The sequence below is a fragment of the Aeromonas sp. 25-248 genome (assembly GCF_053005425.1).
On the sequence record NZ_JBRKTB010000016.1, the window covers coordinates 39,825 to 62,358 of the forward strand.

19 protein-coding genes and 1 pseudogene are annotated in these 22,534 nt (G+C 62.5%); 10 read left to right on the forward strand and 10 right to left on the reverse strand.

Annotation, left to right across the window (positions count from 1 at the left end; genetic code table 11):
- Positions 1-69 precede the first annotated feature (69 nt).
- On the forward strand, positions 70-1,683 hold the full coding sequence (locus tag ACVDHI_RS18145; protein ID WP_408808617.1) for an ATPase RavA domain-containing protein: 1,614 nt from the start codon (positions 70-72) through the stop codon (positions 1,681-1,683).
- Between the two features lie 95 nt (positions 1,684-1,778).
- Positions 1,779-3,233, forward strand: a complete 1,455-nt coding sequence (gene viaA / locus ACVDHI_RS18150) for an ATPase RavA stimulator ViaA (protein WP_029313704.1) — start codon at positions 1,779-1,781, stop codon at positions 3,231-3,233.
- Between the two features lie 12 nt (positions 3,234-3,245).
- Here the strand turns inward: viaA and ACVDHI_RS18155 are convergent, their stop codons facing one another.
- Entirely contained in the window at positions 3,246-4,250 is a 1,005-nt protein-coding gene (locus ACVDHI_RS18155; protein WP_010672915.1) for a sensor domain-containing diguanylate cyclase, read from the reverse strand.
- 195 nt (positions 4,251-4,445) lie between these two features.
- Here ACVDHI_RS18155 and ACVDHI_RS18160 point away from each other — a divergent pair, with 195 nt between their 5' ends.
- From ACVDHI_RS18160 to ACVDHI_RS18175, 4 genes are all read left to right on the forward strand, one after another.
- A complete protein-coding gene (locus tag ACVDHI_RS18160; RefSeq protein ID WP_447212368.1) occupies positions 4,446-6,314 on the forward strand; it encodes a diguanylate cyclase in 1,869 nt (622 codons plus the stop codon).
- A 244-nt stretch (positions 6,315-6,558) separates the two neighbouring features.
- Positions 6,559-8,148 (forward strand): peptide chain release factor 3, encoded by a 1,590-nt coding sequence (gene prfC / locus ACVDHI_RS18165; RefSeq protein ID WP_089503670.1) that lies wholly within the window; start codon positions 6,559-6,561, stop codon positions 8,146-8,148.
- A 167-nt stretch (positions 8,149-8,315) separates the two neighbouring features.
- Positions 8,316-8,654: a nuclear transport factor 2 family protein gene (locus ACVDHI_RS18170; RefSeq protein WP_323910182.1), complete on the forward strand. Its 339-nt coding sequence runs from the start codon at positions 8,316-8,318 to the stop codon at positions 8,652-8,654.
- Positions 8,655-8,727: 73 nt separating this feature from the next.
- Entirely contained in the window at positions 8,728-9,177 is a 450-nt protein-coding gene (locus tag ACVDHI_RS18175; protein WP_010672919.1) for a GNAT family N-acetyltransferase, read from the forward strand.
- 179 nt (positions 9,178-9,356) lie between these two features.
- Here ACVDHI_RS18175 and ACVDHI_RS18180 read toward each other — a convergent pair whose 3' ends face one another.
- The 3 genes from ACVDHI_RS18180 to ACVDHI_RS18190 form a co-directional block, all read right to left on the reverse strand.
- On the reverse strand, positions 9,357-9,818 hold the full coding sequence (locus ACVDHI_RS18180; RefSeq protein WP_010672920.1) for an acyltransferase: 462 nt from the start codon (positions 9,816-9,818) through the stop codon (positions 9,357-9,359).
- Positions 9,815-10,741: a MarR family transcriptional regulator gene (locus ACVDHI_RS18185; protein WP_043155371.1), complete on the reverse strand. Its 927-nt coding sequence runs from the start codon at positions 10,739-10,741 to the stop codon at positions 9,815-9,817. The genes ACVDHI_RS18180 and ACVDHI_RS18185 overlap by 4 nt, the downstream gene beginning before the upstream one ends.
- Positions 10,742-11,032: 291 nt before the next feature.
- Complete coding sequence (locus tag ACVDHI_RS18190) at positions 11,033-12,070, reverse strand: alkene reductase (RefSeq protein WP_447212369.1); 1,038 nt, start codon at positions 12,068-12,070, stop codon at positions 11,033-11,035.
- 167 nt (positions 12,071-12,237) lie between these two features.
- Here ACVDHI_RS18190 and ACVDHI_RS18195 point away from each other — a divergent pair, with 167 nt between their 5' ends.
- Entirely contained in the window at positions 12,238-12,804 is a 567-nt protein-coding gene (locus ACVDHI_RS18195; protein WP_010672924.1) for a TetR/AcrR family transcriptional regulator, read from the forward strand.
- Between the two features lie 150 nt (positions 12,805-12,954).
- On the opposite strand, the gene ACVDHI_RS18200 is transcribed toward ACVDHI_RS18195, so the two are convergent.
- Positions 12,955-13,866, reverse strand: a complete 912-nt coding sequence (locus tag ACVDHI_RS18200; RefSeq protein WP_039041291.1) for a LysR family transcriptional regulator — start codon at positions 13,864-13,866, stop codon at positions 12,955-12,957.
- Between the two features lie 146 nt (positions 13,867-14,012).
- Here ACVDHI_RS18200 and aguA point away from each other — a divergent pair, with 146 nt between their 5' ends.
- Positions 14,013-15,110, forward strand: coding sequence for an agmatine deiminase (aguA, locus tag ACVDHI_RS18205; protein ID WP_447212370.1), 1,098 nt, complete (start codon positions 14,013-14,015; stop codon positions 15,108-15,110).
- A 269-nt stretch (positions 15,111-15,379) separates the two neighbouring features.
- On the forward strand, positions 15,380-17,080 hold the full coding sequence (locus ACVDHI_RS18210) for an amidase (protein WP_447212371.1): 1,701 nt from the start codon (positions 15,380-15,382) through the stop codon (positions 17,078-17,080).
- Positions 17,081-17,134: 54 nt separating this feature from the next.
- On the opposite strand, the gene ACVDHI_RS18215 is transcribed toward ACVDHI_RS18210, so the two are convergent.
- Entirely contained in the window at positions 17,135-18,919 is a 1,785-nt protein-coding gene (locus ACVDHI_RS18215) for a hypothetical protein (protein ID WP_261999789.1), read from the reverse strand.
- Positions 18,920-19,417: 498 nt separating this feature from the next.
- On the opposite strand from ACVDHI_RS18215, the pseudogene ACVDHI_RS18220 reads away from it, so the two are divergent.
- Positions 19,418-19,516: pseudogene (locus ACVDHI_RS18220) on the forward strand (subclass B2 metallo-beta-lactamase); the annotation flags it as partial.
- A 224-nt stretch (positions 19,517-19,740) separates the two neighbouring features.
- Here the strand turns inward: ACVDHI_RS18220 and ACVDHI_RS18225 are convergent.
- The 4 genes from ACVDHI_RS18225 to ACVDHI_RS18240 form a co-directional block, all read right to left on the reverse strand.
- The gene (locus ACVDHI_RS18225; RefSeq protein WP_039041295.1) at positions 19,741-20,136 is read right to left on the reverse strand and encodes a hypothetical protein; all 396 of its coding nucleotides are present in this window, start codon (positions 20,134-20,136) and stop codon (positions 19,741-19,743) included.
- Positions 20,137-20,371: 235 nt separating this feature from the next.
- Entirely contained in the window at positions 20,372-20,881 is a 510-nt protein-coding gene (locus ACVDHI_RS18230) for a hypothetical protein (protein ID WP_447212372.1), read from the reverse strand.
- Positions 20,882-21,049: 168 nt separating this feature from the next.
- On the reverse strand, positions 21,050-21,655 hold the full coding sequence (locus ACVDHI_RS18235; protein WP_010672933.1) for a LysE family translocator: 606 nt from the start codon (positions 21,653-21,655) through the stop codon (positions 21,050-21,052).
- Between the two features lie 16 nt (positions 21,656-21,671).
- On the reverse strand, positions 21,672-22,499 hold the full coding sequence (locus ACVDHI_RS18240) for an AraC family transcriptional regulator (RefSeq protein ID WP_041214560.1): 828 nt from the start codon (positions 22,497-22,499) through the stop codon (positions 21,672-21,674).
- Between the last annotated feature and the right edge of the window lie 35 nt (positions 22,500-22,534).

Here is a 22,534-nt window from a genome sequence, read left to right on the forward strand (position 1 = left end):
GAGAGTGGGGCGGGGCCAGAGGCCGGACCCCGTCACCACGGATGACCTATCAGCTTCGGAACTGTGCCTATGCCGCCTTTAGCCCAGAATACTGTTCGTGCCACCCCCATTCATGAGCGCCTGCCACGGCTCCTTTCCGCCCTTGGCGAGGGACTGTATGAGCGCCAGGATGCCCTGCGGCTCGGCCTGCTGGCGGCCCTGAGTGGCGAGAGCGTCTTTCTGCTGGGCCCCCCGGGCATCGCCAAGAGCCTGATCGCGCGGCGCCTCAAACTGGCGTTTCAGGATGCCCGCCATTTCGAATACCTGATGACCCGTTTCAGTACGCCGGAGGAGGTGTTCGGCCCCCTCTCCATCCAGGCGCTCAAGGAGGATGGCAAGTACCTGCGGCTGACCAGCGGCTACCTGCCGGAGGCCGAGGTGGTCTTCCTCGACGAGATCTGGAAGGCGGGCCCCGCCATCCTCAACACCCTGCTCACCGCCATCAACGAGCGGCAGTTTCGCAACGGCGACAGCCAGCACCCCATTCCCATGCGGCTGCTGGTCACCGCCTCGAACGAGCTGCCGGCCCCGGACAGCGGGCTGGAGGCGCTCTACGACCGCATGCTGGTGCGGGTCTGGATGGACAGGGTGCAGGAGAAATCCAACTTCCAGGCCATGCTGGCGAGCGATGGCCAGTCCCATCAGAACCTGACCCCCTCGGTGCAGATTCGGGGGGAGGAGTACGACGCCTGGCAGGATGCCATCGAGCAGGTGCGCCTGCCGGACGCCTGTTTCGAACTCATCTACCAGCTGCGCCAGCAGCTCGACAGCCAGCTCGGGCACGGCTGCTATGTCTCGGATCGGCGCTGGAAGAAGGCGGTGCGGCTCATCAAGGCGAGCGCCTTCTTCAATGGCCGAGACGAGGTGGCTCCCCTGGATCTGCTGCTGTTCAAGGATTGCCTCTGGCACGACGAGGCTTCCCGCACCGCGCTGCTGGAGATGATCGGCGAGTTTTCCCGCCTCTACGGCTACCAGCAACTGGCGCTGACCCGGGAGCTGCTCTCCTTGCGCGAGCAGTTCAAGCAGTTGCAGGGGGCGGTCGCCTTGCGCATCGGCTGCAAGGCGGTCAAGCGCAAGCAGTGGTTCGGCCGCCGCGCCCGCGGCACCGAACTGCCGCTGGCCAACGCCAGGCCGTTCGGCAAGCTGGTGCACTTCCAGCTGCTCACCCCGGCGCCCCTGGATGGCAGCGATCCCGAGCGCCTCACCGCCACCCTCACCTTCGATCGCACCCTGCTCTCTCACTGGCACCCCACCGGGGAGGCGCTGGTGGGTTGGCCCCTCGGCAACCCCAAGGAGGGGCACTACGAGCTGGTGCTGGACGAGCAGTTGCGGCTGCACGTGCTGGATATCCAGCGCCAGCCCGTGCCCCTGATGCTGGTGGAGCGCACCCCCATCCCCGAGGTGGTGATGGCCCCCTGGCTGTCGGCCCTGGACGACCTGACGGGCCAGGTGAACCGGGTGCTGCAAAACCTCAAGGGCCAGCGCAACCTGTTCGACCGTCACCAGCCCCATCTGTTCGTGGGGGACCACTGGCTGCGTCAGGTGGAGGACAGCTTCTTCGTGCTGAGCCGGGACCTGGAGCGGCTGGGGACCGAGCTGCAGCAGTGGCGGGATCGTCTGCCTCTTCTCGATGCACAGGGGTGACGTCGCGTCTGACGTGGGGTTGGTGAAATAAACAGGATGAAAAACATGTTTAGTAAGCATGATATTCCATCACATCTCAACGCCCGGGGTGGCCCATGCTAGAGATCGGCATGATGGACCTGGGGCTGCTCATGGGGGAGGGGGAGCTGGCGGGGGAGATGGCGCTGCTGCTTGCCTCCACCCCCAAGATCTCCGAGTTCCTCAAGCGCTCGCCCCTGCAGGGCAAGCTGCTCAGAAAGCGCATCCAGACCTGGAGCGAACAGCTTGGGGAGGAGATGCGTCACAAGCCGGTGCCGGTGGCCCTCGAGCGGGAATACCTGCTCTATCAGGCCCACCGGCAACTGCCCCTGCCGGAGCTGGTGGGGCGCCTGCCCGCCCTGCTGGAAGCCCTTGAGCAGCACAGCCCCTTCGCGGGGGATGCCCGCAGCCTGGTGCGCCAGATAGTGGCCCAGCCCACCGAGGGGCTGCGCCAGCTCTTCATCGAGAAGTGGCGCGCCAGCCTGGTGGGCAGCCTGTTGCAGTTGCAGCAGCAGATAGCGGAGGCGGAGCGGGAGAAGCAGCGCCAAGAGATAGAGGATCAACTGCTGGCCAACCGGACCCTGGCCGATGCCCTGGATCCGCACCAGATCTCCGCCGGGGGGCTCTGGGATCTGGCCCAGGGGAGCTGGCACAAGCGCAGCCTGGCGCTGGTGAAGCAGTACGCCCGCATGTTGCAGCAGGAGCCTCTGCTCGCGGAGATCGCCGCCCTGCTTGGACGCAGCGAGCGGGAGCGGCGCAGCGAGGACAGGACGCTGCCGCCGGTGCCTGTGCACGAACTGGAGGAGGTGCAAAGTGACGATGTGCCCGACGATCTGGTGGGGGTGCACCCGGCCAGCGATCTGATGCGCCTCCTGCCGAGCGAGGCGGTGATGCTGGCGCTGCCGGAGCTGGAGCTGGAGTTCTATCGCCGTTATCTGGAGCGGCGCCTGCTGAGCTACCAGTCGCGGGGCACCTTGCCGCGCCAGCGTCTGATGCTGCGCTCCCCCGAGCAGGGAGGGCAGGAGGTGCAGCCGCGGGGCCCCTTCATCGTCTGCGTCGATACGTCAGGTTCCATGGGGGGCTATCCGGAGGAGTGTGCCAAGGCGCTGTTTCTCGCCCTGCTCAAGGGGGCGATGGAGGAGAAGCGGGGCTGCTATCTGATGCTCTTCTCCACCGAGGTGGCGACCCTGGAGATCACCGCCGACACCGGGCTTGAGAAGGCGGAGCGCTTTCTCTCCATGAGTTTTCACGGAGGGACCGATCTGGTGCCCTGCCTGGAGCAGGCCCTGACCCAGCTCGAACAACCCGCCTTTGCCAAGGCCGACGTGCTGGTCATCTCCGACTTCATCGCCCAGAACCTGCCCCACCCCCTGCTCGAGCGGATGAACCGGCGACGGGCGCAGCAGACACGCTTCCATGCGGTCGCCATGTCCCGTCACGCCAAGGCGGCCATTTTGCGGGTGTTCGATAACAGCTGGCTGCTCGATTGCGGCCTGCGTGGACGCCTGCTGCGGCGCTGGCAGCGCCATTGAGGGCACTCAGGCTCAGAGAGTGGGCCTGTGGTAGAGGCCCCGTTCGTTGACCTGCTCCTGATCCAGCAGCGGCTGACCGCTTGGCTGGGCAATATAAAAACCCCGCTTGCCGCTGCGCTTGACCCTGTACATGGCCTGATCCGCCCGGGCCAGCGCCGCGCCGAAATCGTCCTGGGGCCGGATGGCCGCAATCCCCATGCTCAGTCCCACCGAGGCGTCCCCGTTGGGCAGCTCGAAGGGGGTGGCGATGGCATCGATGCACTGGCGGGCGAGGTGGCTGGTGCGGGGATCGTCGCACGCCCAGGGCAGCAGCAGCACGAACTCGTCCCCGCCGATGCGCCCCAGCCGTACCTCCTCGCCGCAGCAGTGGCGAAGGCGCTGGGCAAGGGAGACCAGCAGTTCGTCACCTGCCCGGTGGCCCAGGTTGTCGTTCACCAGCTTGAAGTCATCGAGATCGATGAAACAGATGGCCTGGTACTCCCCGGGAAAGTGGCGGTGCAGCGCGGTGCGGTTGAACAGGCCGGTGAGGGGATCCCGGTGGGCAAGCTGGGCGAGCTGCTGCTCGTACTCCTTCTCGTGGGTGATGTCGATGTGGGTGCCCATCACCCGGACGGGGTTGCCCTGATCATCCCGCTCCACCACCCGGCCCCGGTCCAGCACCCAGGTGGTCTTGCCATCCTTGCCGATCATGCGGTGCATCGCCTGATAAAACGGGCTCTTGCCCTCCAGATGGTCGAAGAAGGCCTGCAGCACCTGCTCCCTGTCCTCCGGGTGAAGGTGGGCGCGCCAGACGTCGAAGTGGGCCGACAGCTCCTTGGGCTGGTAACCGAGCATGGAGCCCCAGCGTCGGTTGAAGATGATGAGTTTGCCGGTGGGCACATGGTTCTGCCAGATGCACAGGCCGGTGCCGTCCATGGCGGCGTCCAGCTTTTCCCGCGCGTCATCCGCGATGCGTTTGAGACGCTCGTTCTCCAGCAACAACCTGTCGTAAGCCTCCCTCAGCTCCTCGTAGGTCATTCCTCATCCCTTCCCCTGTTCGAAAGCATATATAGTCGATGCACTCTCTCCTTCTGTAAAGAAGGGGATAGGGGAGGCTCTCGTCCGATATGAGGCGTTTTCCCACCCTCTGACGGCTGTGCGCCCAGAGTCTGTGGGGATATGATGACAGCGATGAGCGCGGCGTCCGGCCGGTGAAGAGGAGAAAAAGTCCGCATGAAGATCCTGATGGGATGTGGCCTGTTGCTGTGGCTGGGGGTTGCCCTGGCCCAGGCGGCGCCACTGGCCGGGCACGAGTTGCAGCTGGCATTGCAGCAGCTGGAAGAGTCGGCGATGCCGGTGCAGGTGTTTCGCGAGCGCGTCGCCGCCCTGGTTGCCGGACAGGCACACTATCCGCCCGAGGTGCAGGGGCGTCTTGCTCGGCTGCAGTGCTGGGCCCTGCCGGGTGAACGGGACGAGGAGTTTCGCCGCGCGGTGGCGTTTGCCGAGCAGGGGCTGGCACAGGCCCGTGCCCGCAAGGACAGGGTCACCGAGGTGGGGTTGCTCGCCTGCCGCGGGTATCACCGGCAACTGCTCGGCAGCATGGCCGGGGCCGGGGAGGATTACGACGCCGCCCTGACCCTGGCCCGTCGGCTCGGGGATGAGCGCCAGCGTGCCGACATCCTGAGCCTGCGGGGGGAGATGTACTCCTACCAGGGGGAGCTGGCGGAGGGGCTGATGGATCTCATCGATGCCCACCAGCGCTACGAGGCGCTCGGGCTGGAGGCCAAGGGGCGCGAGGTGCTCGCCAATATTGCCAATGCCTATCGCAGGATGGGGCTCTATGAGCGGGCCGAGAGCTACTTCAACGAGCTGGAACACGACTACCGGCAGCTCGGGGACGAGGAGCACCTGGTGGACATTCACAGCCAGCAGGGGCTCCTCTACATCGACACCGAAGAGTACGACAAGGCGCTGCCCCTGATGGCGGAAGCGGAGATCTATTATCTGGGGTTAAACCAGGAAGGGATCCTGGCCTGGAGCCGGATCGAGATAGCCACCATCCTGCTTAAACAGGGCAAGCCGGACCAGGCCATGACCAAACTCGATCAGGCGGCAGCCTCCCTCCATCAGGGGGAGGGGGCGGACAGCGTCACCCTGGGCCACTGGCACCTCGTCATGGCCGACGTCCTCGAGGCCCTGAACCGACCCGGCGAGGCGCTGCGGCACCTGGACGAGGCCGAGCCCATCTTTACCCGGGAGCAGAACCTGCGCTTCCTCGCCCGGGTGCATGAGACACGGGCCCGGGTGCTGGAGCGTCAGGGGCATATCCAGTCGGCCCTCACCAGCCTCAAGACCTATGTCGAGACCCGCCAGGCCCTCGAGCTGAGATTGCGGGAACAGCGCTCCTTGCAGATGCGTTTCGAGTTCGATCTCGCCCGCAAGGAGCTGGAAAACCAGACCCTCAGGTCCCAGCAGCAGTTGCAGGCGGAGAAACTCAAGCAGTTGCAGGAGCGGCGCTACTGGCAATACCTGGTGGTGGCCCTGCTGCTGGTGGTGATGGGTACCCTGGTGGTGCACCAGCGCGGGCGCACCCGCAAGATGCAGCGCCTCGCCATGACGGACGAACTGACCGGCATCCACAACCGGCGCCAGATCCAGGCCAAGGGGCGCAAATGGTTCACCCAGGCGCGGGAGGAGGGCAATCCCCTGTGCGTGCTGCTGCTGGATGTGGATCACTTCAAGAAGGTGAATGACCAGCTGGGCCACCACGTGGGTGACAGTGTGCTCACCGCCGTGGCCCAGTGCATCGAGGAGCAGCTGCGCAGCCTCGACAGGGTGGGGCGCAACGGCGGCGAGGAGTTTCTGGTGCTGCTGCCGGATACCCTCCTGAACGAGGCCGTCGAGGTGGCGGAGCGGATCCGCCAAGCCGTCGCCCGTCTCGAGATTGAGGGGGTGCCTGCGGATCACCCCATCCGCATCAGCATCGGCTGCGCCCAGTACAAACCCGAGGATGACAACCTGGGCGAGCTGGTACGCCGGGCCGACGAGGCCATGTACCAGGCCAAGCTGGCGGGGCGCAACCGGGTGATGACGGCCCGGTGAGGCCGACCCCGGGCCCCCGTGATAGCGGGCTGGGTATTTTTCACTCGCGCGGGTATAATGCCGCGCAATTTTGCTTTGATCCGGGGCCAGACCCATGTAATGCAACGCGCTTCTCCTGTCTCCACCGGCGGTCACTGACCCGCCCGCGTGGTGTCGTTGTCTGCATGGGCGCCCTGATTCCAAGGTGCTGTCCCGCATTTTTCCCACGGTGGCTCCAGGCCGCCGCTCAATAGAAGAACGTCGAATTATGTCAGCTGAATTTCTGAGTGAAGTCTCCAAGAGACGCACTTTTGCGATCATCTCGCACCCGGATGCGGGTAAAACCACCATCACCGAAAAGGTCCTGCTGTTCGGACAGGCCATTCAGCGCGCCGGTACCGTCAAGGGCCGTGGCTCGGGCCAGCACGCCAAATCCGACTGGATGGAGATGGAGAAGCAGCGCGGTATCTCCATCACCACTTCCGTGATGCAGTTCCCCTACGCCGACTGCCTGGTCAACCTGCTCGATACCCCGGGTCACGAGGACTTCTCCGAAGATACCTATCGTACCCTCACGGCGGTCGACTGCTGCCTGATGGTCATCGACGCCGCCAAGGGTGTTGAAGACCGGACCCGCAAGCTGATGGAAGTGACCCGGCTGCGCGATACCCCCATCCTCACTTTCATGAACAAGCTGGACCGCGAAGTGCGCGATCCGATGGAGGTCATGGACGAGGTGGAGCGCGAGCTCAACATCATGTGCGCCCCCATCACCTGGCCCATCGGCTGTGGCAAATCTTTCAAGGGTGTCTATCACCTCTACAAGGACGAGACCTACCTGTATCAGAGCGGTCAGGGCCACACCATCCAGGAGAAGCGGGTGGTCAAGGGGTTGAACAACCCCGAGCTGGATGCCGCCATCGGCGACGATCTGGCGGCCCAGCTGCGTGGCGAGCTGGAGCTGGTGCAGGGCGCCTCTCCCGAGTTCGATCACGATGCCTTCATCGCCGGCGAGATGACCCCGGTCTTCTTCGGGACCGCCCTTGGCAACTTCGGTGTCGACCACATGCTGGACGGCCTGACCGACTGGGCGCCAGCCCCCATGCCGCGCAAGGCCGAGAGCCGCGAAGTGGTAGCCACCGAGGAGAAGTTCTCCGGTTTCGTGTTCAAGATCCAGGCGAACATGGACCCGAAACACCGCGACCGTATCGCCTTTATGCGTATCGTGTCAGGTACTTACAGCAAGGGCATGAAGATGCGCCACGTGCGCATCGGCAAGGACGTGAACATCTCCGACGCCGTCACCTTCATGGCCGGTGACCGTGAACAGGCGGTCGAGGCCTGTGCCGGCGACATCATCGGTCTGCACAACCACGGCACCATCCAGATCGGCGACACCTTCACCCAGGGGGAGGATCTCAAGTTCACCGGCATCCCGAACTTCGCACCTGAACTGTTCCGCCGCATCCGCCTGCGTGACCCCCTCAAGCAGAAGCAACTGCTCAAGGGGTTGGTGCAGCTCTCCGAAGAGGGGGCGGTGCAGGTGTTCCGTCCGCTCATCAGCAACGATCTCATCGTCGGTGCGGTCGGTGTGCTGCAGTTCGACGTGGTGGTCTCGCGCCTCAAGAGCGAATACAACGTCGAGGCCATCTACGAGGCGGTCAACGTCGCCACCGCCCGCTGGGTGGAAGGGACTGACGTCAAGAAGTTCGAAGAGTTCAAGCGCAAGAACGAGGTCAACCTGGCCCTCGATGGCGGTGACAACCTCACCTACATCGCGCCGACCATGGTCAACCTGCGCCTGGCACAGGAGCGTCACCCGGACGTTCACTTCCGCCAGACCCGCGAACACTGATCACCCCGCCCGCACCCAGCGGGTGGCTGATGACCAGAGAGACCCCGCTTCGGCGGGGTTTTTGTTATGGGGCGTTTCATTGGAAGGGGCGTAGATCCCCATCCGGGGCTTGATGAGTGAATAAAAACCAAAGATAAGTGATTTAAATTTCACTCATGGAGAGAGACATGTCCATCACCCAACCCGTAGAGGCGCAGTTTGCCGCCTACAATGCTCACGACCTCGACGCCTTCGTGGCCTGCTTTGCCCCGGATTTCAAAGGCTATCGCATGCCGACCGAGACGCCGAGCACAGTCGGCAAGGGGGCGCTGCGGGCCTTCTATGCGGAGCACAGATTCAACAACCCGCTGCTCAAGGCCGAGCTGCTGTCACGCACCGTCTTGGGCAACAAGGTGTTCGATCACGAGAAGATCCACGGCCTCTCCCCCGAGCCCATCGAGAGCGTGGCGGTGTTCGAGGTGAAGGAGGGTCTTATCCAGACCGCCTGGTTCTATTTCCCCTCTTAAACCCGACACTGTATTTGCCATACGGCCCCATCCTATTGCACCGCTGTGCAGGGAAGGGTGACAAGGAGATGCCATGCAGATATTCCAGGCCACGTTGGCCCACATTGAAGAAACCAGCCGTCTGTTTGATGCCTATCGGCAGTTTTATGGGCAAGCGCCGGACAGAGATGAGGCAACCCGATTCATCGGAGAACGCCTTCAGGGGGCGGATTCAGTTATCTTTCTGGCACGCAACGAGGCGGGAGAGTGGGCAGGCTTTGTCCAGTTGTATCCGGCATTCTCTTCCGTCGCGATGAAGAGGATGTGGTACCTCAATGATCTTTATGTCGTCGAGTCAGCTCGCCAGCAGGGGGTGGCAAGAGCGCTGCTGAAACGGGTGGCCAGCTTTGCCAGGGAGACAGATGCCCTGACCGTCAAACTGGCGACGGCTGTCTCCAATCAACCTGCAAAATTACTTTATGAATCAGAGGGGTATCAAAAGGTAATCGCCTTTGATCACTATACCCAGCGGGTTGGAGCCTGACAGGCGTTATGTGTCACTGTCCATGAGATGGATGGCAATCGCTCTTCTGGGGAGGCGCGGTGTCAGCTTGGGGCCGTGATACGGGGTAAACGGGCTCGCGGGGTATCGACAGATTGCCTGCCCGGCCCCCTTCTACCCTTGCGGGAGAAGGGGGGGGAGGGGGTAATTGGCGCTTCTGGCTAGAAAGTACGCAGCAATCTGGCGGGGTTACCGGCATAGGTGCCAGGTACAGTGATGTCCCGGGTCACCACTGCGCCGGCACCGATGACGGCTCCCTGGCATATCCGTACCGGCAAAATGGTGGCGTTTGAACCGATGGATACCCCATCCCCAATGTGGGTTCGGCCCCAACTGGCGGGATCCGGGTCGGGGGCGCCGCTTTGAAAGAGGTCATTGGCAAACATGACGCCGTGACCGATAAAACAGCGCTCACCTATGGTCACATGCTCACAGATAAAGCTGTGGGACTGGATGCGGGTTGCGCGCCCTATGGAGACGTTCGACTGTATCTCCACGAAGGGGCCGACAAAGACATCGTCAGCCAGGGTACAGCCGTAGAGATTGACAGGCTCAACCAGCTTCACCCTTTCACCGAAGCTGACATCTCGTATGCCGACAGAGAGTCGTTTTGGTTCACTCATCTCCCCTCCTTCCCGTCGAGCGCCAGCACCATGCAGATCTCGCAGGCGTCGTGGCCCGTGCAGCCAAGGGGCCCCGGCAGGTGTTCGAAGCCCAGGGATTCATAGAGGGCGGTGGCTTCCCGCAGCACGGCGGTGGTCTCCAGATAGCAGCGCTGGTAACCCAGGGCGCGAGCCTCGGCCAGCGCCTGCAACACCAGCCGCCGTCCCAGCCCCAGCCCTCGCAGGGCGGGCAGGAAGTACATCTTCTGCAGCTCGCACACATCCGCTGCTCCCGCCAGCGGCGCTATGCCACCCCCGCCGAGAATGGCGCCGTCCGGTCCCTCAATCACCCAGTAGCGGCTGCGCTCCCCCTGATAGGTCTCGTGGAGAAAATCGAGGTTGGGATCCGCCACCCCGTACCCCTTGTCGGCGGTGAGGCCGTATTCGGCGGAGACGGCGCGCACCACGGCGGCGATCCGGGGATTGTCGGCCGGGGTGATGGGGCGGATGACGAACCCCTGCTGGCGGCGGGCGCGGGAGAGGGCGCTGCGATAGAGCCGCATGCCCTCCCAGATCTGCTCGCACTCGGCGGGGGAGAGCTGGGCCAGGGCCCCCGCCATGGTCTCGTCCATCTGCCGGTGCAGCTCCTCAAGCTGTGCCTTGCCCGGCTCGGTGAGGCTCGCCTCCTTGCTGCGCCCGTCCGAGGGGTGGGGTTGCCAGGCGATAAGCTCCCGCTCGGCGAGGCGGGCCAGGGGGCGGCTGGCGTTGGATTTGTCGATGCGAAGGCGCTCGGCAAGCTGCTGGTTGGTGGCGGGACCGTTCTCCAGCTCGATGAGCAGGTGGGCCTCCAGGGGGCTCAGGGCCAGCGAGCCGCACTGCTGGGAGAGCATGCCGAGTTCGCGTACCAGTTCCCTCGACAGGGCGCGCAGGGGGCGGGGATCCATGGGGTTGTCTCCTTGTGGTGGCATTTGGTTGTTATGCGCAACCAATACCATCTTTTGGTTGTTAGTGACAACCATTTGCGTGAAAAAGGGCGAAAGGCAGGCAGAAAAAAGGGCCCGGGAGGGGGCCCAAACATTGGAAACCCGCGCGGGGGCGCGGATCCCATCCTTGGTCAGTAGGTACAGCCCGCGACTTTGGCACTGTCGACAGGGGTCGGCAGCGGCGCTGTCAGGGGAGGATGACACCCGTGCCAGTGGCAAAGGGTCGACCCGCGTGCGGCGCCTGGGCGCGGTTTATACCAGCTCGGCCAGCATGGTGTCGGCATAGGGGGTCAGCGCCTCTCCCTGCTTCACCTTGGCGAGGTAGTCCGGGTTGGCGATGAGGGGGCGACCGATGGCGACGAGGTCGAAGCGGTCCGCCTCGATGGCCTCGAGCGCGGTCTCTGCGCTGTAGTTGCCCACTCCCACCAGGTGGCCGTCGTAGCGGGCACGCAGGTAGTCGGAGGCGCGGCCGTCCAGGTAGTCGAAGGTGAGGCTGTCATCGAAGATGCCCAGGTGCAGATAGGCCAGATTGCGCTGGTTCAGCTCGGCCAGCAGGTGGTCGAACACGGCGCGATCCCGGGCATCCCCTTCCAGATGCACATAGGCGCCGGGGGAGAGACGAAGGCCGGTGCGATCCCCGCCGATGCGGGCGGCGATGGCATCCACTACCTCCAGCGCGAAGCGGCTCATGTTCTCGGGGCTGCCGCCGTAGTTGTCGGTGCGCAGGTTGCTGGCGTGGTGCAGGAACTGATCGATGAGGTAGCCGTTGGCACCGTGGATCTCCACCCCGTCAAAGCCCGCCTCGATGGCGTTGGCGGCGGCCTGGGCGTAATCCTCGACCAGCTGGGCGATTTCGCTCCCGGTCAGGGCGCGCGGCACCTGATAGACCAGCTCGCGCATGCGCGGCACCGTGCCCTCATGGGCGATGGCAGAGGGGGCCAGCACTTCGGCGTGGTGGAAGAAGGGGTGGGAGAGACGGCCCACGTGCCACAGCTGGGCGAAGATCTTGCCGCCGTTGGCATGCACGGCGCTGGTCACTTTCTTCCAGCCGGCGATCTGTTCGGCGCTGTAGAGCCCAGGGGTATTGGGGTAGCCCTGCCCGTCCGGACGGATGATGGTGGCTTCGGAGATGATGAGGCCGATGTCGGCGCGGCGGCCGTAGTAGGCGGCCATCTGTTCGGTGGGCACCAGACCCGGGCCCGCCATGCAGCGGGTGAGGGGGGCCATCATGAAACGGTTCGCGAGGGTGAGGGTGTCGTTGAGGCGATAGGGCTGAAACAGGGTATTCATGATCGTCTGTCCTGAGGGAGTGATTCTTGAACGGGCATTCAAGACGTTTTTTGGTTTGTGTGCAAGTATTTTTTGAACAAGCATTCAACATGGATTGACGGGGGAGGCTGGGGTAAACTTGCCGCCCTGTTTTTTCCGTCCCGCGGGACCTTGCCACCGGAGACCCCATGCGCAGCGCCGAATACGATCGGGATGCCGTCTTGCGAAACGCCATGGAAGCCTTTCGCGCCAAAGGCTATGCCAAGACCACCATGCAGGAGCTGGTGGCCGCAACCGGCCTGCACCCGGGCAGCCTCTATGCCGCCTTTGGCAACAAACGCGGCCTGCTGCTGGCGGCGGTCGATCACTATGTGGCAGAGAAGGGAGCCCTGCGCCGCCGCTGCCTGGCACAGCCCAGCCCGCTGGCGGGGCTGCACGCCTTCCTCGAGCAGGTGGTGGACGATGCCCTGCAGGGCTCCTGCCTGCTGACCCGCACCCTGATGGAGCTGGCGGAGCAGGACGAGGAGCTGCACCTTCGCTTCAAGGCCATCTATGGCGAGCTGGAACAGGATCTGGCCGGGCAGCTGGCCCTGGCAAAGGCGCAGGGAGAGCTGGCAAAAGAGGGGGACATCCCCACCCTGACCGCCTTCTTGCAGGTCCATATCCAGGGACTGGTCACCTTCGCCCAGTGTCACCCCGACCGCCCTCTGTTGGCCGGTGTCGTCGCCCGGATGATGAGCGCCCTGCGGGCGTGATGGCGAGGATGGAAACAACAAAGGCTCCCGCGGGAGCCTTTGTTGTTGCTGGGAATGCCCCTCGCAGCAGGGGGTTTGCCCCCTTATCTCGCTCATTTACAAAAGAATGGGAGAAGGGTTGGGGATGAGGGGGCTGCCAGCCGCAGCCGCTTAGCCCGGATTCACCAGATCCTTCATCAACGCCTTCAACCAGATCAACGCCGGTTGCTGGGCGTGGACCGGATGCCAGACGCAGTTGAGGTGATAGTCCGGCACGTCGTCGGGCAGGGGCAGGCTTTTCAGCGGCCAGTGGCTGGCGAGCAGCTCGGCCACCATGCTGGGCAGTACCAAGAGGTGATCGCTCTGGCTGACGATGGCGGCGGCGGACATATAGCTCTGGCTGTTGACCGAGATGGTGCGGCTATGGCCCAGGCTCTGCAAATAGCGGTCGAGGCTCGCCTCCGAGGTGCCGAGCGGCGAGTGGAACACATGGGGCATCTCGATTAGCTGCTCGAGGGTGATGCGCTCCTCTTCCAGCTCCAGGGTGGCGCGCACCAGCCCGGCCAGGGGTTCGGTGAGCCAGGTCTCCTTGCCCAGATACCCCGGCACCTGCATGTACTCGTCAAACCCCAGCACGAGATCTATCTCGCCGCTCGCCAGCTCGGCTTCCGGCAGGGTATCGCGCAGGATGCGGATTTCGATGGTGACGCCCGGCGCCAGCTTCCTGAGGCGCTGGATAAGGGGCGGGATCAGCACGCACTCCACGTAATCCGTGGTGCAGAGCACGAAGCGGCGCTTCGACTGGCGCGGCGCGAACTCGTCCTCCTCCCAGAGTTGCTGCTCCAGCAGCCGCAGCGCCTGCTGCACCCCCAGATGCAGGCGCTGGGCCCTGGGAGTCGGCAACATCCCCTGGGGCGTGCGCACCAGCAGCGGGTCGCCGAGAAAGGCCCGCAACCGGCCGAGGGAGTGGCTCATGGCGGGCTGGCTGATAAAGAGCGATTCGGCGGCGCGGGTCACGCTCCCTTGCGTCATCAGAGCGTCAAAGGCGAGCAGCAGATTGAGGTCGAGCTGGTGCAGTTTCATGGGGGGGATTATTCGCCGTGTTTATGGGACAATTAATCCTATTCATTTGATGGATGGGCGCGCAACTTCTTACACTGCGACCCACTCTTATTTTTTCAGGGTTCCCAGGCAAATCGGGGGCCTCAATCCATGCAAGGAGCCTTGCGATGAGCATCAAGACCATGAATTCCACGCCGGCCGCCGACGGCTTCACCATGCCCGCCGAGTGGGCTCACCAGCAGGCCGTCTGGATGATCTGGCCGTTCCGCCCGGACAACTGGCGGGAAGCCGGTCGCTTCGCCCAGGCCACCTTCGCCAAGGTGGCCGATGCCATCGGTGGCGCGACGCCGGTCTTTATGGGGGTGCCGGCCCAGTTTATGGAGCAGGCCCGTGGCATCATGCCCGCCCACGTTACCCTGGTGGAGATGGCCAGCGATGACTGCTGGGCCCGCGACACTGGCCCCACCATCGTCACCAACGCCGCAGGCGAGTGCCGTGGGGTGGACTGGGGCTTCAACGCCTGGGGCGGTCACAAGGGGGGTCTCTACTACCCGTGGAACCAGGATGAAGAGGTCGCTGCCCGGATGCTGGAACAGCACGGCATGGATCGTTACGACGCGCCGCTTATTCTGGAAGGGGGCTCCATCCACGTCGACGGCGAAGGCACCTGCCTGACCACCGCCGAGTGCCTGCTCAACGAAAACCGCAACCCGCACCTGAGCAAAGAGCAGATCGAAGCTCACCTGCGCGACTATCTGGGTGTGAAGAGCGTTATCTGGCTGGACGAAGGGGTCTACATGGACGAGACCGACGGCCACATCGACAACATGTGCTGCTTCGTGCGTCCGGGTGAAGTGGCCCTACACTGGACTGACGATGAGACAGATCCCCAGTACGCCCGCTCCCTGGCTGCCCTCAAGGTGCTGGAAGCGGCGGTGGACGCCAAGGGGCGCAAGCTGAAAGTGTGGAAGCTGCCCCAGCCGGGCCCGCTCTACTGCACCCAGGAAGAGTCCGCCGGCGTCGAGAGCGGCAGCGGTGTGCCGCGCGAGGCAGAAGGCCGTCTGGCCGGTTCCTACGTGAACTTCCTCATCACCAACGATCGCATCGTCTACCCGCTGCTGGATGCCGCCACCGACGGCGAAGCCCAGCGCATTCTGGAAGAGATCTTCCCGGAGCATAAGGTCGTCGGCGTGCCGGCCCGGGAGATCCTGCTGGGGGGTGGAAATATTCACTGCATTACCCAGCAGATCCCCTCCGGCAAATAAGAACCGGATGACGATCCTGCTGCGAGACCGTGATCAAGGCTCATGTGCTGCTCGCTTATGTGAAACCGAGGGCTCACGTATGTTTATACGCTCCGGTTCCTGCGCTGCTCTTCACCTTGCTGACGGCCTCTCGCGACGGGTCGTAAACCGGTTCTAGTTAGTATTCAAAACCCCACTCAGTGGGGTTTTATCCCTTGATGACGTGATGGTCGCAGGCGCCGATGCGGCGATCATCATGACAAACAGTCACCCTTTTACAGGAGATCCCCATGATCGAAGTGACCGAGGTTTCCATTGCCGAGCTGCGTGCCGCGCTCGAATCAGGCCGCACCACCGCGGTCGAACTGGTCGAGGCCTATCAGGCCCGGATCGCCGCCTATGACGGCCCCGAGACATCAACCCGCCTCAACGCCGTCGTGGTGCCCAACCCCGATGCCCTGAAAGAGGCGCAAGCGTCTGATGCCCGCCGCGCCCGTGGCGAAACCCTGGGCCCGCTCGACGGCATTCCCTACACCGCCAAAGACAGCTATCTGGTCAAGGGGCTGACCGCCGCCTCCGGCAGCCCGGCCTTCAAGGATCTGGTGGCCCAGCGCGATGCCTTTACCGTCGAGCGCCTGCGCGCCGCCGGCGCCATCTGCCTTGGCAAGACCAATATGCCGCCGATGGCCAATGGCGGCATGCAGCGCGGCGTCTATGGCCGTGCCGAGAGCCCCTACAACGCCGACTACCTGACCGCGCCCTTTGCCTCCGGCTCCTCCAACGGGGCCGGTACTGCCACCGCCGCGAGCTTCGCCGCCTTTGGTCTCGCCGAAGAGACCTGGTCGAGCGGCCGGGGCCCTGCGTCCAACAACGGCCTGTGTGCCTATACCCCGTCCCGGGGCGTGATTTCGGTGCGCGGCAACTGGCCGCTGACTCCGACCATGGATGTGGTGGTGCCCTATGCCCGCACCATGAACGATCTCTTGGAAGTGCTCGATGTGGTGGTCGCCGACGATGCCGAGACTCGCGGTGATCTCTGGCGTATGCAGCCCTGGGTGCAGTTGCCCAAGGCCTCCGAAGTGCGTCCGGCGTCCTATCTGGAACTGGCAGCCAAGGCCGATGCCCTCAAGGGCAAGCGCCTCGGCGTGCCGCGCATGTTTATCAACAAGGATGAACTGGCCGGCACCAGCGACAACCCCGGTATCGGCGGCCCGACCGGTCAGCGCATTCATACCCGCGAGACTGTGATTGCGCTGTGGGAACAGGCGCGCAAGGCGCTGGAAGCTGCTGGCGCCGAAGTCATCGAAGTGGACTTCCCGCTGGTCTCCAACTGCGAAGGGGACCGACCCGGCGCGCCGACCGTGTTCAATCGCGGCATCGTGAGCCCGGAGTTTCTCAACGACGAGCTGTGGGAGCTCTCCGGCTGGGCGTTCGACGACTTCCTGCGCGCCAACGGCGATCCCAAGTTGAACAAGCTGGCCGATGTCGATGGGCCGAAGATCTTCCCCCACGATCCGGGCACCCTGCCTAACCGCGAGGGCGATCTGGCGGCGGGCATGGACGAGTACGTCAATATGGCCAAGCGCGGCATCAAGCGCTTTGACGAGATCCCCACAGTGCCGGACGGCCTGCGCGGTCTGGAGAAGACCCGCAAGCTGGATCTTGAGGACTGGATGGACGGGCTCAAGCTCGACGCCGTGCTGTTCCCCACCGTCGCCGATGTCGCCCCGGCTGATGCGGACGTGAATCCGGCCTCCGCCGACATCGCCTGGAGCAACGGCATCTGGGTTGCCAACGGCAACCTCGCCATCCGCCACCTCGGCGTGCCGACCGTCACCGTCCCCATGGGCGTGATGGCCGATATCGGCATGCCGGTTGGCCTGACCTTCGCCGGTCGCGCCTATGACGATAACAACCTGCTGCGCGTCGCCTCGGCCTTCGAGTCCACCGGCAGCAAGCGTATGGTGCCGCCGCGCACGCCGCCGTTGTAACCGGTCTGAAGCATGATGGGGCTAGCGTGCTTAGAACTAGCCCGTCATATGGGGTCAGGTTACAGAATCAAGGAGGCGTGCGCCTATTGGCACGCCGTTCTTCAATTGCAGCAGCACTTGCTGCTCGGATGAATCAAAGAAGGTCCGGAACAGCAGTTGTGTGCCCTGAAGTCCTTGCTCCAGATCGTTGTTCAGTGCTTGCAATTGCTCGGTGAGTTGACGCTTCTGATGATCGTTGGCTGAGGTCAACGAGCCGCTCATGGCCATCTTAGCGTTATAGATTTGGCAGCTTTCCTCAGGGACAGCCTTAATTGAGGCTAGTTCTGCTAACGCCTTTGCGGCCTGTGCACGGTAGCGGGTCAAGGGATTCTGTTTGTGTAGAAGGGCGTAAATGACGACACGCAATTGTATTGCCTGTAGGTAGCTCTGCACCCAACTCTGCATGCGCTCTAGGCTCGCCAGCAGTTCGCTCCTAGCCGTGTCGCTTTTGAACAGTTTTCCAGTTCCCTGCTCTTTGGCTTTTTTCTGTTCATCCGCAATTTTATCCCTGAAGTACTTTTCCAACTCGCCTTGGTCTACCAGTCGGCTCTCCAGATGGTGCTGAGCACAGGTGTCGATACCATCAGTGTGAAGGTGATCCAACAAGCCCTGGACGTAGTCGAGCAAGCTCATCAACTTGTGTTTTCTTAGGTTTTCCAGATCTCCTTGGACTTCGTCCAACTGACGTTTTATGGCGGTTAGTTTCTCACTGATGTCGTGCAAGTGTTTCTGCCCGACGGCCGAAGATAGAACGTTCCAAGCTACACCGCTGATAAGCACATTCTGTAATGCGTCCGGTCCGAGCAGGTGGGCGTGTTCCTTGATGCGCCCGCCCTCGGTGACCCAAGCGCGTAGGGTATCGCCTTGGCTGGATTTGGTCAGTGTCTCGATAGGTAGGCTACACAGTACGTAGTTACTGCCAGTCAGCTCAGCCAAGGCGGCGAGGCCGGGGATATTCGATAGCAAGGGGCTGAGTGAGTCGACTTGATCTGCTGGTAGTGGCCGACCTCTCGTAGAAGGAGGGTTATCGAACAGTCGGATACTCATCAGCTTGTCACCATCTTCGCTGCTCAGGATTAGGTCTTGAGTTAGCGATGAGGAATCAGCTTGATGCTGTAATGCCTTGTGTGCTGGTGCCATCTGGCGCAGACGTATCCAGCCCATCTGCGCGACGAAGGGCACGGTAATACGGTAGGCCTCAGCAGCGGTGCTGTGTACGTTTAGACCCGCTTTAGCGATCAGCCCAACATAAGTAGCGCCGAGCTGGGCAATGTTACTTGCCGAAAGGGTGGCGAGCTTGTCGCCTGACTCCTTATATAGGGCTTCGTTTAGGGAGAAGGCACCGGATAGAACCTTTATGTTGATACATCTTTCCAGCCGCTTTTCGACCGGTAGGCCAAACCACCCGTTGCCAAACAGAGCAAGGGCAATATCCATCTCTTTACGCTCTAGGGGCTTGTTCTCCGGTGAGTTGCCGTTGAGCTTCCTGTAGACATCGTCGACGATCTCCTCGTAGGGTACTGCGGAGCGCCCTAGCACACGGCGTGCGAGATTCATAGCAGAGTTACCACCAAATGCTTGTAGTTCCTCCTTGAGCGTCTGTAGCAGCGCTAGGGGGTAACGATCTACTTTTGGATTGTGACGAGCCATGACCAGCTTCTGCTTGATCGATGCCTCTAGGCCCATACGCCCCTTGCCGTGATCAGTCAGCACATCGACCAGTACATCTATTTCCTGAGGGTGGGCCGCTAGCAGCTGTGCTAGCAGCTTTTTGTCAGATACATGTAGTGCTTTTGTCATTGCATTTCCTCTAGATTTTTTACCTTGAATCTATTTCAGCTGGTCGATATGCAGGCAAAAATACCATATCAAACTTATACATGGAGATAGTATTCGTCTGACTATTTGATGGGGTTAAATGGATCTGCTTGTTCGGGTTGTGAAGAGTACTCGGACGATCTTGAATAGCGGGTTGCCGAGGGTTTGTTGGGATCCAAGGTTTCCTGCTTGTGTTGCCACCAGGTTATTCTTGGCAAACGGACGATTACGCTGCGCTAATCGTCCCTACATCAAGGCGGTGGTTACATGAGGTGAGTCTGTGCTTCTCCCCATTCCTCGCACAGCCAACCGTCATATTTGTCGCCACTCGCTGCTGATATCTTCTGACTTCCCCTCGACTTCACCTTGGCTTCACACAACCTCATTTTTTCCTCACAAATCCCCCCTATCTTCTGCCCACTGATAAATGGGTCTGCTTGCCACAGGAGTGGCAAGGGCCAACGAGAGGGGAGCAAGACGATGAAATCCTGGATCAAATACGGGCTGGCCGGGGCCTTGATACTGGTGGCGAGCTTCTGGGGCGGCAGCGTGCGGGCGGCGCAGATGCCCCTTGGCCAGGATACTGCCGTGCGGGGGCTGACAGTCGCCAAGGCGGCGCTCCCGACGGGTGCCCATTTCCAGCCACTGGGGGCTCTGCCATCGGTTGTTGCCGGACGTGGCACCTGAGGGAGTTGATACCGGCCTTTTTAACCAGACCGGGCCGGTGACGTCACGGCACAGTGCGCATCAACACAGGCCGGGCTGGTACGCGGCATAGTGGGTATTACGCTAGGCCGGGTGGCCTACCGCGTCTGATATTGGGCATCCAGCCAGGCGATGGCCTCTTGGGGGTCGTTGAATGCCCGGATATGGTCCGGATGGGTGAGGGAGAGGCAGGAGAGGGCGATGTGATGGAGCACCTTGGCCGAATAGAGGGAGGCGATGGCCACCAGATTCTTCTGTGTCAGCCACTGATAGGTTTCCTGCAGATGGGGCAGGGCGGAGAGCACCACCCCCTGATGCTGACGATGATCCACCAGGGCGCAGAAACGCTTACCGTCCAGGCTGTTCACCACGCGCTTAATCTCCGTAATCCACGTCAGCATACCCTCTTCATTGAAAGGGCCGATCAGCTCGCAGGTGACCAGGTGTTCCTGCACATTGAAGATGAACTCACCGTGCTTTTTATCAAAGGACATACAACATTCTTATCCATGACCAGGGGCCGCAAGATGATGCTTATTCATTCCGAATGCATCAATACCCGAATGAGGGCTTGCTCGTGGCAGCTGTACTGCTGCGTTGACACCAGGAGATAAGGTGCTGGCCCGTGATGGCGATACGAGAACAACAGGTGGCGCCAGCGTGTTGCATCCGGATGCCGGGTAGTCCGGTCTGCACCCGGGGTGGCAATGCTCCTGCTTGCCCGGGCCCTTATCCCGGGGCATCTTGCCCTGAGGGGGGCACCGCCTTGGTCAGGGCGTCGATGGCATTGGGGACGAATCGCTCGGAAAAACCGGCGATAAAGGCCCAGATGACGGCTTTGGCGGCATCCAGATTGGTTGCAGGAGAGGCCAGGGTCAGCAGGGTCTGCAAGGAGACATAGGGGTGCTCCATGTGTTTGAACTTGGGAAACAGATCCCCCTGCAGCAGGCTGCTGGCAAAGAGTCCGTAGGCGATAAAGCCGAGAATGCCGGAAAACAGCAGGGAGACATAAAATTGCGTGACGATCACCCGGGGTTGGCTGATGTGGGTTATGGCGTCGCTGTCGTGCAGCCTGGCGAGACGGTAATAGTTGTTGATGACGGCCCCCACCGATCCGGCGAAGAAGATGGCGGTCATGATGTTGGAAATGAGCGGGATGGTTTGCAGCAGCAGTATCAGGGCAAGGCCTCCAAAGGAGATGAGGCCGCTGATGGCCAGGTGTTTGTAGTAGCGATCCATGGGTAGCTCCATATTGGGCAAGAGACCCCGTTGAGGATAGCCAGCCCATGGCGAAAATGACCCGAAAAGGCCGGTGCAGCAGTGCCCGGCCTGTGTCTGCTCTGTGAAGGCGAAACCCCGGCATAGGTGGGCGTTTCACCGGGGTTCTTGATGGGGCGCTTCGCCGGATCAGCCGGCCAGCGGTAGATAGACATGCTGGTAGGCCAGGGCGATGGCGCTGTAGAGCAGCAGGGCGGCCATCAGCAGGTTAAAGTACCTGAACCAGCGAGGATGTTGAAGATGACGTCCGATGAGGCTGCCAGCCATCGAGTAGCTGCCGGGGGCGCCGGCGGCCAGCAGGCCGAGCAGCAGGGACCAGGGCAGCAGGCTCCAGCCGTGGATCTGGGCTGCCGGGAACTGGATGCTGGTGATGGGCAGGGTGGCGATCATGGCCTTGGGGTTGAGCAACTGGATGACGAAGCCGCTGCGCACCCCCAGAGGGCGGGCAGGCGCCTCGTTGGCACCGAGCTCGCCGCTGTCGCTGGCGATCTTGATGGCGAGATAGGCGATATAGAGGCACCCCACCAGGCTGACATAGATCAGGGTATCTTCCCGCACCAGGCGGGTGCCCGCCCAGCCAAAGAGCAGCAGGAGCACGAACATCGCCAAGCCGACCCCGAGGAAGAAGCCAAGGGAGGCGCGGGTGCGGCCACCCAGGCCTGCATTGAGGCCGATGAGGTTGACGGGGCCTGGGGTATACATGATGCCGATGGCATAGGCGAGAAGTTCAATCATGGGGTGTTCCTTGGGCTCAGCGGATCAGGCTGGCGCTGTATTGGGTGGGGGTCATGCCATAGATGCGCTTGAAGCGACGGTTGAGGTGACTGAGATCGGTGAAACCGAAGCGGTACACCAGATCCTGCGCCGACTCTCCGGCGGCCAAGGCGCGCCGGGCGGCATTGATGCGGCAGTTGATCACGTATTGATGGGGGGTGATGCCAAGCTGTTGGCGAAACAGCCGCAGGAAGTGGTACTTGGAGATGTTGGCCGCCGCGCTGATGTCGGCCAGGGAGATATCCTGCTGAAAGTGGGCGTGGATAAAGTCCCTGGCCTGCAACAGGAGGCGATCGATGCGACTCACCCGGCCATTGGGCTCAAAACGTCCCGCCTGCTGCATCACCCGGGTGGCGAGGCGATAGAGGGCAAACTCCTGCTCTATGCTGTCGGCCTGGCCGCGCACCGCCTGGGCCAGCTCGAGGATGCAGGCGCTCAGCGCCTCATCGCGCACCAGGGGCTGCAACAACCGATAGGTCCCCATTGCCCGCTCGCCCGCGGCATCGGCAAACAGCGGGGTGAGTTCGTGGGGCGGAATGTAGAGCATGGTGTAGTCGAGGCTGGCGTTGTCACCGGCATGACCGTCGTGGACATCCCCGGGATTGAACTGGATGACGCTGCCTGCCGGGCTGGAGTGGGCTCCGCCGTGGCAGAAGAAGTTCTGCCGCCCGGCCAGAGTGACCCCGAAGGAGTACTCCTCGTGGGCGTGACGGTCGTAGCGAAACTCCGTCATGTTGACCCGCAGCGCAGTCAGGCTCGCCAGGTGCTGACTGTGTGCGAATATGAACTGGTTGTCCTGCGCCATCTTTCCCTCCTGAACCAGACTGCCCCCCTAATCTA

Coding starts and splice junctions, on each gene's coding strand:
- ACVDHI_RS18180 (WP_010672920.1), bottom strand. CDS start 9,818: ATGAGTGAACCAAAACGACTCTCTGTCGGCATACGAGATGTCAGCTTC.
- ACVDHI_RS18200 (WP_039041291.1), bottom strand. CDS start 13,866: ATGAAACTGCACCAGCTCGACCTCAATCTGCTGCTCGCCTTTGACGCT.
- ACVDHI_RS18230 (WP_447212372.1), bottom strand. CDS start 20,881: ATGGATCGCTACTACAAACACCTGGCCATCAGCGGCCTCATCTCCTTT.
- ACVDHI_RS18185 (WP_043155371.1), bottom strand. CDS start 10,741: ATGGATCCCCGCCCCCTGCGCGCCCTGTCGAGGGAACTGGTACGCGAA.
- ACVDHI_RS18170 (WP_323910182.1), top strand. CDS start 8,316: ATGTCCATCACCCAACCCGTAGAGGCGCAGTTTGCCGCCTACAATGCT.
- ACVDHI_RS18145 (WP_408808617.1), top strand. CDS start 70: ATGCCGCCTTTAGCCCAGAATACTGTTCGTGCCACCCCCATTCATGAG.
- ACVDHI_RS18235 (WP_010672933.1), bottom strand. CDS start 21,655: ATGATTGAACTTCTCGCCTATGCCATCGGCATCATGTATACCCCAGGC.
- ACVDHI_RS18155 (WP_010672915.1), bottom strand. CDS start 4,250: ATGACCTACGAGGAGCTGAGGGAGGCTTACGACAGGTTGTTGCTGGAG.
- ACVDHI_RS18215 (WP_261999789.1), bottom strand. CDS start 18,919: ATGACAAAAGCACTACATGTATCTGACAAAAAGCTGCTAGCACAGCTG.
- ACVDHI_RS18175 (WP_010672919.1), top strand. CDS start 8,728: ATGCAGATATTCCAGGCCACGTTGGCCCACATTGAAGAAACCAGCCGT.
- ACVDHI_RS18210 (WP_447212371.1), top strand. CDS start 15,380: ATGATCGAAGTGACCGAGGTTTCCATTGCCGAGCTGCGTGCCGCGCTC.
- ACVDHI_RS18160 (WP_447212368.1), top strand. CDS start 4,446: ATGAAGATCCTGATGGGATGTGGCCTGTTGCTGTGGCTGGGGGTTGCC.
- ACVDHI_RS18240 (WP_041214560.1), bottom strand. CDS start 22,499: ATGGCGCAGGACAACCAGTTCATATTCGCACACAGTCAGCACCTGGCG.
- ACVDHI_RS18225 (WP_039041295.1), bottom strand. CDS start 20,136: ATGTCCTTTGATAAAAAGCACGGTGAGTTCATCTTCAATGTGCAGGAA.
- viaA (WP_029313704.1), top strand. CDS start 1,779: ATGCTAGAGATCGGCATGATGGACCTGGGGCTGCTCATGGGGGAGGGG.
- ACVDHI_RS18195 (WP_010672924.1), top strand. CDS start 12,238: ATGCGCAGCGCCGAATACGATCGGGATGCCGTCTTGCGAAACGCCATG.
- aguA (WP_447212370.1), top strand. CDS start 14,013: ATGAGCATCAAGACCATGAATTCCACGCCGGCCGCCGACGGCTTCACC.
- ACVDHI_RS18190 (WP_447212369.1), bottom strand. CDS start 12,070: ATGAATACCCTGTTTCAGCCCTATCGCCTCAACGACACCCTCACCCTC.